The 12,926-nt window shown below is 31.4% G+C and carries 12 protein-coding genes; 5 read left to right on the top strand and 7 right to left on the bottom strand.

Going from position 1 to position 12,926, the window contains the following annotated elements; genetic code table 11:
* On the bottom strand, window positions 1-1,386 hold the full coding sequence (locus VJY32_RS05775) for an aspartate kinase (protein ID WP_353676947.1): 1,386 nt from the start codon (window positions 1,384-1,386) through the stop codon (window positions 1-3).
* Between the two features lie 271 nt (window positions 1,387-1,657).
* The gene (locus VJY32_RS05770) at window positions 1,658-3,700 is read right to left on the bottom strand and encodes a thioredoxin domain-containing protein (RefSeq protein WP_353676946.1); all 2,043 of its coding nucleotides are present in this window, start codon (window positions 3,698-3,700) and stop codon (window positions 1,658-1,660) included.
* Window positions 3,701-3,912: 212 nt separating this feature from the next.
* Here VJY32_RS05770 and VJY32_RS05765 point away from each other — a divergent pair, with 212 nt between their 5' ends.
* Window positions 3,913-4,086 (top strand): hypothetical protein, encoded by a 174-nt coding sequence (locus VJY32_RS05765; protein ID WP_353676945.1) that lies wholly within the window; start codon window positions 3,913-3,915, stop codon window positions 4,084-4,086.
* A gap of 175 nt (window positions 4,087-4,261) precedes the next feature.
* On the opposite strand, the gene VJY32_RS05760 is transcribed toward VJY32_RS05765, so the two are convergent.
* Together VJY32_RS05760 and VJY32_RS05755 are read right to left on the bottom strand one after the other, a co-directional pair.
* Window positions 4,262-5,365, bottom strand: coding sequence for a hypothetical protein (locus VJY32_RS05760; protein WP_353676944.1), 1,104 nt, complete (start codon window positions 5,363-5,365; stop codon window positions 4,262-4,264).
* 7 nt (window positions 5,366-5,372) lie between these two features.
* Window positions 5,373-6,044, bottom strand: a complete 672-nt coding sequence (locus tag VJY32_RS05755) for a thrombospondin type 3 repeat-containing protein (protein WP_353676943.1) — start codon at window positions 6,042-6,044, stop codon at window positions 5,373-5,375.
* Between the two features lie 225 nt (window positions 6,045-6,269).
* On the opposite strand from VJY32_RS05755, the gene VJY32_RS05750 reads away from it, so the two are divergent.
* The 4 genes from VJY32_RS05750 to VJY32_RS05735 all read left to right on the top strand — a co-directional run bounded on the left by VJY32_RS05750 (window position 6,270) and on the right by VJY32_RS05735 (window position 10,339).
* A complete protein-coding gene (locus VJY32_RS05750) occupies window positions 6,270-7,010 on the top strand; it encodes a rhomboid family intramembrane serine protease (protein WP_353676942.1) in 741 nt (246 codons plus the stop codon).
* 200 nt (window positions 7,011-7,210) lie between these two features.
* A complete protein-coding gene (gene proB, locus VJY32_RS05745; protein WP_434968528.1) occupies window positions 7,211-8,350 on the top strand; it encodes a glutamate 5-kinase in 1,140 nt (379 codons plus the stop codon).
* 14 nt (window positions 8,351-8,364) lie between these two features.
* Window positions 8,365-9,630, top strand: coding sequence for a glutamate-5-semialdehyde dehydrogenase (locus tag VJY32_RS05740; RefSeq protein ID WP_353676941.1), 1,266 nt, complete (start codon window positions 8,365-8,367; stop codon window positions 9,628-9,630).
* 424 nt (window positions 9,631-10,054) lie between these two features.
* Window positions 10,055-10,339, top strand: a complete 285-nt coding sequence (locus VJY32_RS05735) for a GIY-YIG nuclease family protein (RefSeq protein ID WP_353676940.1) — start codon at window positions 10,055-10,057, stop codon at window positions 10,337-10,339.
* Window positions 10,340-10,974: 635 nt separating this feature from the next.
* Here VJY32_RS05735 and ruvA read toward each other — a convergent pair.
* Genes ruvA through VJY32_RS05720 form a run of 3 tightly spaced genes read right to left on the bottom strand, consistent with a single transcriptional unit; the run spans window position 10,975 to window position 12,900 of the window.
* On the bottom strand, window positions 10,975-11,562 hold the full coding sequence (ruvA, locus tag VJY32_RS05730; RefSeq protein WP_353676939.1) for a Holliday junction branch migration protein RuvA: 588 nt from the start codon (window positions 11,560-11,562) through the stop codon (window positions 10,975-10,977).
* Between the two features lie 5 nt (window positions 11,563-11,567).
* A complete protein-coding gene (ruvC, locus tag VJY32_RS05725; protein ID WP_353676938.1) occupies window positions 11,568-12,113 on the bottom strand; it encodes a crossover junction endodeoxyribonuclease RuvC in 546 nt (181 codons plus the stop codon).
* A 58-nt stretch (window positions 12,114-12,171) separates the two neighbouring features.
* On the bottom strand, window positions 12,172-12,900 hold the full coding sequence (locus VJY32_RS05720; RefSeq protein ID WP_353676937.1) for a YebC/PmpR family DNA-binding transcriptional regulator: 729 nt from the start codon (window positions 12,898-12,900) through the stop codon (window positions 12,172-12,174).
* Window positions 12,901-12,926: the final 26 nt, after the last annotated feature.

The following is a 12,926-nucleotide window of genomic DNA, read 5'->3' as shown; positions in this document are numbered from 1 at the left end:
TTATTTCAATAATTCTTTGTGTAAAATGTTTAATGCATCTGTAAGATTGTTTTTACTAATTACGAGAGAAATATTTAATTCTGATGAACCCTGTGCAATTGCAATTATGTTAATGTTATTTTTTCCCAGTGAACCAAATACTTTTCCTGCAATTCCTGGGGTATGACGCATATTTTCTCCAACGACGGCAATAATTGATAGGTTTTTTTCTACTTCCACTTTACCAATTTTACCGTCCATTATTTCAATTCGAAATTCTTCTTCGATAATCTTTTTTGCTATATTGCCATGTTTTGGTAAAACGGCAAAACAAATACTGTGTTCTGATGATGCCTGAGATATAAGAATTATATTAATATTGTGCTTTGCAAGAGCTCCAAATAATCTGGCAGCAATTCCGCTTACTCCAATCATTCCACCACCTTGAACCTGAACCAGTGCAATATCATCAATTGAAGAAATTCCTTTAATAGTAAACTTTGGTGATTTTTCTTTTTCAACAATCATTGTTCCCGGGAATTCTGGATTAAATGTGTTCTTAATTACTATTTTAATTTTTTTGTGAAGAGCGGGCAGCAATGTGGGAGGATAAATTACCTTGGCTCCAAAGTGAGATAATTCCATTGCTTCTTCATAAGTAACAGATTCAAGCGGAAATGCATCTTTAACTTTGCGAGGATCGGCAGTTAAAATACCATCTACATCTGTCCATATTTCAATTAAAAAAGCATTTAATGCTGCTCCAAAGATTGATGCAGTATAATCTGAACCGCCTCTTCCCAGTGTTGTAATTTCATTATTGGAAGTTGATGAAATAAATCCAGTTATTACCTGTATCTTTTTATGTCTTTGAAAATAACTTACAATATTTTTATTTGTTTTTTTGAAATCGACGCGAGCTGAACCAAAATTATCGTCTGTTTTAATTAGTTTATCTGCAAATAAAATTTCGCAGTCAATCCCACGATTAATCATAGTTTCGCCAATAATTGTACAGGATAGTTTTTCACCAAAACTTACAATGTAATCGAGTGTTCTTGGTGTTAATTCTTTTACAAGATAGACACCATCAACAACTTCTTTTAATTCGGTAAAAAGCTTATCTACTTTTTTGATTAACTGGTTAATGTTGTTCTTCTGATTTAATTGATTTACAATTTTATTATGATGCTCAATTAATGCGTTCAATTCAGCTGTATATTGAGTATTTCTTTTGTAAGCAAGATTTCCGATTTCAATAAGTTTATCTGTTACTCCCTGAAATGCAGAAAAGACAACAGAAAATTTTAATTTTTTTGAGATGTAATATTTTTGTAGAATTTCAATTACATTGTTAATTCTTTCTGCATTTCCTACACTTGAACCACCAAATTTTAATATTCTCATTTGTTCATTGCACCTTTTTTTAATTTTAGTTAAAGAAGAGATATTTAAGGAAAGTGCGTTCGTATTAACGCGTCGTCGTGAACGTGTATGTTGTGATGGATAACTCTGAATTGAACAGAGCCTTAATGGTTGAAGGCAAATTGCAATATTTTTTATCTAATCTATTCACTTTGGTAAAAATTGAAAATTCAATTGTGATTATAAGAATCATAAATTATAGATTCAATAGGCAGAATAAAATTTTTTAATAATTATGAATAAAAATGAATAATTATAATTCTATATTTTTTAATACTTCATCAAAATTATTTGTAGGTAAACTGCATGAATAATTCTCGCATAAATAAAAAGTTGTATGATTGTTAACTATTTTGTAGTTGATTGTCCATGGAGCAATTTTGGTTAATGTTTCTTTATTTTCTGGTGTAATTAGAATTGTATGTAAATTTTCATACGAAGACAATTTATGAATAATTTCTTTATCTAAACGCTTTTGAGTCATTATTAAAAGTTCTCTGCTTTCTTGTTTAAGCGACAGATATGAATTCAAAAAATATGAATAGCCAAACGATGCACTGTTAACCTGATGTGAAAATGCTTTCAGTTGTTTGTTTATTAATTCTGAAAACTCAGAATCTCCAGTTAAATGATATAGCCTTATTAAATTTGAAAGCTGAACAGAATTTCCTGATGGGATAGCACCATCATAGAGTAATTTTGTGCGTACAATGTTTTCAGTATTTGAAGAAGTAAAAAAGTATCCGCCATTATTTTTATCCCAGAATTCTTCTTTCAAAATGGAATTAAGCTGGATTGATTTAATTAAATATTTTTCGTCGAGTGTAGCTTTGTAAAGGTCTAATGAAGCTCTAATTAAAAATGAATAATCATCAAGAAAACCTTCTGCTAATTTGTTGCCATTTTTATATGCATGTAATAACCTTTTTCCGTCATATAAATTATTTATAATAAACTCATAACAATTTACAGCTGATTTTAGAAAATTTTCATCATTAAATACAATGTATGATTTAACGAGTGATGAAATTAAAAGACTGTTCCAGTCTGTTAAGATTTTGTCATCCTTAAGTACTGGAATTCTTTTATTTCTATGATTTAAGAGAACACTTCTTATTTTCTCATATTCTTCAAAACTAATGTTTAATTTTTCAAGAACATTGTTTAATCTGTCTGATAGATACAAAATATTTTTACCGGTTAATTTTCTTGTTATTTCGTTGTGAAAGTTTCCTTCGTCAGATAGATTGAATAATTTTTTTATGGTTTCATAATTATCAGGAAAAATTTCTTTAATTTCATTTGTTGTCCATAAATAAAATTTTCCTTCTTCTCCTTCGCTATCGGCATCCTGAGCTGAAAAAAATACACCTTCTTTAGAAAGCATTTCTCTTTTCAAGTAAGTGTAAATTTCATAAATAACATTTTTATAAAATTCATCTAAAGTTATTTTATATGCGTTTGAATAAGCTTCAATTAATAATGCCTGATCATAAAGCATTTTTTCAAAATGTGGCACCAGCCAATTTTCGTCGGTTGAATATCGATGAAAACCATAACCAATTTGGTCATAAATTCCACCATTGCGCATTTCGACAAGTGTCTTTAATGCCATTTTTAAGGCATTTTCTTCTCCGTAGTTTAAGTAATAATTAAATAGAAAAATTAGATTATGCGGTGATGGGAATTTGGGTGCTGTTCCAAATCCGCCGTGTATTTCATCAAAATTATTTTTGAGCGAAATAAAAGTTCTTTTCAAAATGTCTTGATGCAAATCTTCTTCTTCAGAGGATTGGAATTGCAATTCTAAATATCTTGTTATTTCATCTGTGCTTCTCAATAATTCATCTTTTCTTGTTTTCCAGAGTTCAATGATATGGTTTAATAAATCTACAAATCCAATTCTTCCAGCATAAGAATATTTTGGGAAATAAGTGCCTGCGTAGAATGGCTTTTTGTCGGCTGTCATAAAAATTGATAATGGCCAACCTCCTCTTCCAGTTATTATTTGACATACTAGCATGTAAATATTGTCTATATCAGGACGTTCTTCTCTGTCTACTTTTATTGAAACAAAATTTTTATTCAGGATTTCTGCAACTTTTTCATCTTCAAAAGATTCATGAGCCATTACATGGCACCAGTGGCATGTCGAATATCCAATTGAAAGAAATATCGGTTTGTCTTCCCTTCTTGCTTTTTCAAATGCTTCATCACACCAGGGGAACCAATCAACTAAGTTATTCGCATGTTGAAGCAAATAAGGTGATTGTTCTTTTGCTAATCTATTTTTCATAAACTTTTTATTAAGTTAACTTTATAAAATGCAATTTAGTTCAATTGTGACCGAAGTGTTTTTACTGGGAAATACTAATTGCTTATAGATATAAATAAAAAATCCATGAGTTTTTCAATAGATTACTCGAAGAAAAAATTATTAGCATAGACTATGATGAAATTAAAAAGGATGGCAAAAGTAAAGAGAATGATGCTCAATATAATGAGGAAATGAGTGTTACAGGGACTTCTCCGGCTATTGCATACCCTTTGTATGAAAAACAATTAATTGATAAACAAGATTTTAGAAAAGTAGATGCAATTACTGGTGCAACTTATTCCCTCTTCAGGTTCCGTTATGCTCTTTCAATTGCACTAATGAAAGCAAGATTGGCAAATCAATAAACAGCTGTAATTTTTTACTTCAGGATTACATTTTAATTCTGCATATTAAACTTGATCCTTATAAGTAACAGGTTTATTAATAACATAATCTTTGTTTTTCATAGTTTTTTTATCAGTCTTAAATACAAAAAAACTGTTAAATTTATGAAGAAATTTTTAAGGAGTAACTCTAAAATTAATACCAGAAATGAAACTGCAATACCAATGCATTATTGTTTTTGTTTGGATTTTCAAGGTTAATTCTATACTGAGGCCGCAATTCAATAAAACTAAATGGAAAGAACTCAAATCCGATTACTAAATGTGCATGTTCATCTTTTTCTTTTGAAGTATTGATATCAAAATTATCATAACGAACAACGGCATCGAGCCCAACCATTAATTGATAAGTTGCTTCTATCATCATTGCTGATGAATTAGTATTTTTCTCGATGTAATCTTTTGCAATGTCAAATTCTCCCATTAACGAAAAATATTTTGTTCCAATCCCTAAAAATCCTCCATAAAGCAGAGTGTTTAATGTTGCACCAAAATTTTTTGTTTTTGTAGAAGCAAAAGAGCCGCCAAAAAGCAAATTAATTTTTTCTAAAGAAGGAGTTATTTCAAATCTTGAAGTAATAGTTGGGTCAGTTGTTAATGTTGTATTAAATTTACTTTTACCAATACTAAAAGTTAGATGAGTAATATCGGTTAAGTTTGCACCTAGTTCAATGCCTGTTTCGATATAAAAGGGATTATAAATTAATCCTTGAATGGAGCCAATAGAAAACAGAAGTCCAAAGTCGCCGCCGCGGGTATAAGAAGTGTGGTCATCTAATCGAATTCCAAAATAAGGAGTGAACGAACCAATCTTTATGTAACTTTCATTTGGTAAAATTCTCGCTATTGCAAAAGCTTCCCAAATTGATTGAACGAAATCATATCTGGCAGCAACATCAATTTTTTTAGATATTCCTGCATTTAAATAAATTGAGCCAGTCATATCCTGGAAATCTGCTCTGTTCTTTTCTTGTGAATAAAGGAATTGAGAACGATAATCGAAACCAAATGAAACATTTTCTGTAAATTTTTGAGAAAGACTAAAGTCTTTTTCTCTTGGTGAAATCATGCTTAAAACATTTTTGCCAAAGAAAAATCCATTTTCATTTCTTATCATTCCACCGGTTGGATTGATATGGCAATCGCTGCATTTATCGCCTAAACGCATCGAAAAGCGCGGAAGTGAATATAATTCTATGATTGCAATAAAAAATAAAAGTGATGTTATTTTTGTCTTCATAACAAGGTTATCTTAAAAGAATCATTCTATTTGCTTTGCTAAAATGTCCTGCATTAAGCTGATAGAGATAAATTCCTGTCGAAACATCTTCCCCCTTTTCATTTTTTCCGTTCCAAACTTTTTCATATCTGCCAGCAGATAAATTTTGACTGACTAAAGTTTTAATTAGCTCACCATTGATATCGAAAATTTTCAATGTAACAAATTCTGTTTGAGGTATTTCAAAAATAATGTTAGTAGATGGATTAAAAGGATTTGGATAATTGTTAAGCAGTTTATATGTGAAAATGTTCTCAGAAAGTTCAACTGAATTTATATTAGGTTTGCTGTTTGGGTCGCCTGGATTTGAAACCAAATTAGAATTGCCAGGATTAGGTTGACCGGGTCTCCACGTTCCATTTGGGTCTTGAAGTTCAACTCCGTTTGAAAAGCCATCGCCGTCTGAATCTAAAGATGCTAATTGTGAATCCCAAAAATCTTGAAATCCATTTGGTGTAACTCTTGCTTCTACTGCTTTGCCAAAACTATTTCGAGCACCACCGCCATCGGGATTTGTATGGCAATTACCACACATAAATTTGTTCCCATTTGGAATTTTATCTACGCGAAAACTTCGGGATATCAAAACTGCTGATGCAAAAAATATAGTTATAATAATGAATGTAGAAATTATTTTCATTGCTCTCCCTCCTCGGGTTTCTCAAGCTTAACTAATATTTAAAGAAAATAGTTCAATTAGAATGTTGTTAAAATGAACTGATTAATATTAACGAAAACACTCTCAGAAAAAATATTATCTCATTAATTAAAATGTTGTCTTCAGGAAAAGAAAGACATTTATATAATTCTTTAGTATTTTAGAATAAGTAGCAAAATAATTTTATCATTAATTTGGGATTATAATTTGATTCCCTTAAAAGATGATATTCCATCAAAAAGTTTTCCAATAGTTAATATTACACTGATAATTATAAACATCATTGCATTCATTTTTGAACTCATGTTGGGTTCAGATTTACAGAGTTTTATTGAGCAATTTGGTGTAATTCCCGCGAAATATTTTTATCAGGGCATGCAACTGTATACAGGCGAGGTAATTTATTTTTCTGATTATAATCGAGTATTACCTTTGTTTACATCAATGTTTTTACATGGTGGCTGGCTTCATCTTATTGGCAATATGCTTTATTTATGGATTTTTGGTGATAATGTTGAAGATAGAATGGGTCACCTTAGATATTTGATTTTTTATTTGCTTTGTGGACTTTCAGCAAGTTTTTCTCATATTATGATGAATCCTGATTCTACTGTTCCAGCAATTGGAGCCAGTGGTGCAATAGCCGGTATTCTTGGGGCATATTTGTTTTTATATCCCTATGCAAAAGTTGTTGTATTACTTCCAATTTTTATTTTCTTTGATATAATTCAATTGCCGGCGTTATTTGTACTTGGTTTCTGGTTTGTAATGCAGTTGTTTCAAGGGACACTGGCACTATCAATTGAAAGTAGTGCAACAGGCGGGGTTGCATGGTGGGCTCATATTGGTGGATTTGTTTTTGGTGCAATTGTTGTCCATATCTTTAAGAAGAAAAGCCGAAAGCCAGTATATCGTGATGAGTGGTGGCTCAGTTATAGAAATTTCTGAATTACTCTAATTTTTTCATTATCATTTTCTCTCGCAATAAGTTGTTCTGTTTTGATGAAGCTTGTTTATTTTTTCATATAAAATCATTCAAATCGAATTCATTAAAAATCTGAAACTGATGAAGAATGAATTTTAATTCTTTGAGCTAAAATTTCAAATTGGTTATTTTTATAAAATAATTTAATGTAGAATAAGAACAAATGGAATTCATAACAATAGGTTCGTGGAAACGAGCAGTTATTAAGGTTGGCAGCGGATTGATAGCACCTGGCGGATTAAAATGCAGTACAAAATACACTCTGCCTATAGCAGGATTTATCACGGAATGCATCAATCGTGGAAAAGAAATAATTCTTGTTTCTTCAGGTGCTGTTGCAGCTGGTTTGTCAACTCAACCACAATTACTAAAAAAGAATCATCGTTCTATACCGGAAAAACAGGCACTCGCAGCAATTGGTCAAACTCTTCTTATGCAAAGCTGGAGCCGATTCTTTGATTTTCCATGCTCTCAAATTTTATTGACATACGACGATATTCACAACAGAAAGAGATTTGTTAATGCAAAAAATACTTTGAAAAAATTGCTCGAACTTGGAACACTCCCAATTGTTAATGAAAATGATACGGTCGCTACTGAAGAATTAAAAGTTGGAGATAATGATAATCTCGCAGCTTATGTAGCAATGTTAGCTGAAGCAGATTTGCTAATTATCTGTACAGATATTGATGGTTTATATGATACTGACCCAAAGAAAAATAAAAATGCTAAATTGATTCGAGTAGTTGAAAAAATTGATTCTTCTATTTTTGAATTAGCAGGCGGTTCTAAAAGTAATATTTCAACTGGTGGAATGAAAACAAAAATTGAAGCAGCACAAAAAGCTACTATTCTTGGAATAGATACTATAATAATTAATGCAACTAAAAGTGAAGTGTTTGATTATTTACTGAATGGGAAACTTATAGGCACAATTTTTAAGAAGAACCCAAATCCAATAGCTGCAAAAAAATTGTGGATGCTATATGCACTTCCAGCAAGCGGAAAAATTTTTATTGACTCAGGAGCAGCAAAAGCAATTCAGAAAAAGGGTGCTTCATTGCTTCCTTCTGGAATTATTGGTATTGAGGGTGATTTTAATCAGGGGGATGCTGTGGAAATTTATGTTAGAGATGAAAGCAATTTGAAATTAATTGCAAAAGGTATAAGTCAATATAATTCAAGTGATTTGAAAAAAATTCAAGGCAAAAAGAGCAATCAAATAAGAAATATACTTGGATATTTAACTACCGAAGAAATTGTTCATAGAGATGAATTAGTTCTAATTGAAGTGGAACAATAATTTTAAGGAGAAAAATGGAAAACAAATTAATTGAATTAGCAAAAAGAAGTAAAGCAGCTGCATATAAACTTTCACTTTTAAGTACAAATCAAAAAAATCAAATTCTTCAGTCAATGGCTGATGAATTATTAGCAAATCAAAATTTTATTCTTGAAGCAAACAGCAAGGATATTCAAGCAGGAAAAGAAAAAGGTTTATCTGATGCAATGTTAGACCGACTTCTTTTAACATCGGAAAGATTAACTTCGATGGCTAATGCAATTCGGGAGATTATACAATTACCCGACCCAGTAGGAGAAATATCAAATATTAGAATTCGTCCGAATGGAATTCAGGTAGGAATGATGAGAATTCCACTTGGAGTAATAGGAATTATTTATGAAGCAAGACCAAATGTAACTTCGGATGCAGCTGCTTTGTGCATTAAAAGCGGAAATGCTGTAATTCTAAGAGGTGGTTCAGAAGCATTTAATTCTAATTTTGCAATTGTTAATGCTCTTCATAAAGGTATTGAAAAATGCGGTGTCGATTCTTCAATTATAACATTTGTACCTACAACCGATAGAGAAGCAATTTTAGAGTTATTAAAGCTGGATGAATATATTGATTTGATTATTCCTCGTGGTGGCGAAGGTTTGATTAGATTTGTTGCTGAAAACAGTCGTATTCCTGTTATCAAGCATTACAAAGGTGTTTGTCATCTTTATGTTGATAAAGATGCTGATTTTGATATGGCAATTAAATTATTAATAGATGGAAAAACTTCCAGACCAGCAGTGTGCAATGCACTGGAGACAATGTTAATTCATAAAGATATTGCAGAAAAGTTTCTGCCATTAGCTGAAGAAGCTCTTAAGAAAAAGAAAGTAGAAATACGCGGCTGTCCATTGACCTGTAAAATTCTTCCTGATTCTAAGCAGGCAACAGAAGAAGATTTTTATACTGAATACCTTGCATTAATTATTTCAGTTAAAGTAGTCGAAAGTTATGAAGAAGCTGTTGAACACATTGAAAAGTATGGTTCAAATCATACTGAGGTGATTGTTACTAACAATTTGCAAACTGCACAAAGATTTTTGAGAGATGTTGATTCGTCATCTGTAATGGTAAATGCATCGTCGCGGTTTGCCGATGGTGGTGAAATGGGATTGGGAGCGGAAATAGGAATTTCAACTTCGAAACTTCATGCTTATGGTCCAATGGGACTTGAAGCATTGACAACAAAAAAATTTATTGTGATTGGTAATGGTCAAACTCGTCATAAAGTAGATTTGAATTAAATGATATTATTGCCAAGATTATTTAGAATTGTAAAACGAAACATAGCTTCGTGAGGACAAGACAAAAATTAAAACAAAAAAATTTTGATAAGGAAATAACATAATATCAGTCATACTGAGTCCGCTGCAGGCAGACGAAGTATCTTAACAAAAAAGAATAATACAGTCATTCTGAATGGAGTGAAGCGGAATGAAGAATCTCATAAAAACAAAAAATGGGATTAGATTCTTCGTCATCCACCTTTCGGTGGGATTCCTCAGAATGACAGGAAGAGAATAACGGCGGATTCCTCAGAATAACAGGGAAAGTGGTATTGTCATTCTGACTCGCCGAAGGCGAGGAAGAATCTTGCAAAAATGTTTTGAGAATGTTAAAAATAATTTTGAAAGTATAAATAAGCATAAGAATTAATTTTGTTTTGTCATGGAACAATATTATGTCTATATAATGACGAATAATAGTAGAACACTTTATACAGGAGTGACTAATAATTTGCGAAGAAGAATTTATGAGCATAAAAATAAATTAATACCTGGATTTACAAATAAGTATAACATTACAAAGTTAGTTTACTACGAAGAGTTTAAGGATATAAAAATAGCGATAGCAAGAGAAAAACAAATAAAAGGATGGTTAAGAAAAAAGAAAATAGATTTAATAGAAAAAGTAAATCCTAATTGGGAAGATTTGAGTAAGGATTGGTTTTAAGATTCTTCGTCGTCCACCTAACGGTGGACTCCTCAGAATGACAAGAGGGAGTAATACGGTCATTCTGAATGGAACGAAGTGGAATGAAGAATCTCTAAAAAATGTAAAATTGATTTTTAGATTCTTCGTCCGCCAAAAATGGCGGACTCAGAATGACAGGGAAGTATATTAATTATAGAGTCATTCTAAATGCTGAAAGAAAATTACAGAAAATATTCATAACGAAAAGATTGTGGTAGACTAAAAGTCCCTCTCTTTTTAAGAGAGGGAATTAGGGCGAGTTTTCTACAGTAAACAAATTAAGGCATAGTCATGAAAGAAAAAATTTCGAAATGTAAATTTGTTTTTAGATTCTTCGTCGACCGCATTTAGCTGTATCCTCAGAATGACAAGAGGGAGTAATACGGTCATTCTGAATGGAACGAAGTGGAATGAAGAATCTCATAAAAACAAAAAATGGGATTAGATTCTTCGTCATCCACCTTTCGGTGGGATTCCTCAGAATGACAGGAAGAATTAAGTAATACAGACACGAATTACAAAAATATTCATGTATAAAAAAATTTAATGGGGTTGTCCAAAAAATAAGGAACAATAAATTTAAAAGTTGATTTTATGTTAATGACGAGAATTTTTTAGTTATTTAATACTGAAAGAGATTCTCGAATTAAATCTTCTATAGAAATATCTGGATATTTATCTGTTACAGTTCGAACAGCTCGTTCTGCAGTTTTTTGGTTATAGCCAAGATTTATTAGTGCTGCAATAGCATCATTTTTAATTGAAGAGATACTCTTCGAAATCTCACTGCTGATTTCTGAAACGACCTCAATTTTATCTTTTAGTTCTACAATCATTCTTTCAGCAGTTTTTCTGCCGATTCCTGGAGCAGAAGTTAAACGATGGATATTTCCCGATTTAATTGCATTTTTCAAATCTTCAATTTGAATTCCTGACAAAATACTTTGTGCAGTTTTTGGGCCAATTCCACTTACACTTATTAATAATTCGAACATTTCTTTTTCTGCTAAAGAATAAAACCCAAATAAATCAAGAGAATCTTCTTTAACGCTCAAATATGTATAAAGTGAAGCTTCTTCTTTGTCAGCAATTTTTTCAAAAGTGTTTACTGAAATATTAATTAAATAACCCACTCCATTAACATCAATTATAATTTTAGTGGGCTTTTTCGATATGATTTTTCCTTTAATGTATCCAATCATGATAATTAATAATGAATAATTCTTTCGGGATTTGATTCAATAAATTCTTTCCAATTCTTACTTCTTTTATGATTGTAGTTTGATTTTATTTTAAAAGCATGACATACAGCAACTGCTATAGCATCACTTTCATCGAACTTCATTTTTGATTTTTTTATCGAGCAAATTTTTTTAATCATATATTGAACCTGCTCTTTTGAAGAAGAACCTTTTCCGACTATTGACTTTTTTATTTCTCTTGGAGAATATTCATTAATATGAAGTTTATTATGAACCGCAGCAAGAAGTGATACACCGCGGGCATAACCAATCTTTAATGCAGATTGAACATTTTTGCCGTAAAACGCTGTTTCAAGAGCAAATTCTGTTGGTTTATACTTTTTAATAATTTTATAAAGTTCGTCATAAATTTTTTCAAGACGTGGGCCAAAATCTTTAGTTATGGGAATTTGGATAGTCCCGGAAGCAATATAAACAATTTCGTTTTTGTCGAAATCGATTATTCCATAACCTGTTGTTATTGTTCCGGGATCTACACCTAATATTCTCATTATAAAGAGTTATTAATTGATAATAAATTTTAGTCAAATGATTTTTGAAATAGAAATTTTACATATCAATAAAATCTGCATTTGAATAAACATTTTGTACATCATCACAGTCTTCGAGGGAGTCAATCAGCTTCATTAATTTTTCAGCATCTTCACCTTTTACCGAAATGTGATTTTTAGCCACCCACTGTAACGAAGCATTTTCGATATTCAAATTTTTTTCTGCAAGTGCTTTTCGAACTTTATCAAATGATTCAAGTGAAGTTGTTACTTCAAAGAATTCTTCTTCTGTTTGTAAATCATCTGCCCCGGCTTCAAGAATAATTTCAAGCATTTCATCTTCTGATTTTCCTTCGCGTTTTACAGTAATTATGCCTTTACGTTCAAACATCCATGCAACAGAATTTGATTCGCCAAGGCTACCGCCATTGCGCGAGAAAATATGTCGAATTTCTGCTACAGTTCTGTTTTTATTGTCAGTTGCAGCTTCGACCATTAAAGCAACACCACCTGGACCATAACCTTCGTAGATAACTTCATAATATGTAGCACCTTCAAGTTCACCTGTAGCTTTTTTAATTGCTCTTTCGATATTTTCAGCAGGCATGTTAGCAGCTTTGGCATTGTCAATTGCAAGTCGAAGTCTTGGGTTGCCTTCTGGGTCACCACCTCCGTGACGAGCAGCGATAGTAATTTCTTTAATTAACTTTGTAAATATTTTCCCTTTTTTTGCATCAAGTGCTGCTTTTTTTCTTTTAATTGTTGCCCATTTTGAATGTCCCGACATAAAATATCTCCTTTATATCTTTTACA

Origin of the sequence: Rosettibacter primus (assembly GCF_036860675.1) — a bacterium.
Classification (GTDB): domain Bacteria; phylum Bacteroidota; class Ignavibacteria; order Ignavibacteriales; family Melioribacteraceae; genus Rosettibacter; species Rosettibacter primus.
The sequence above is the reverse complement of the archived record's forward strand: the minus strand, read 5'-3'. Positions and strand labels throughout refer to the sequence as shown.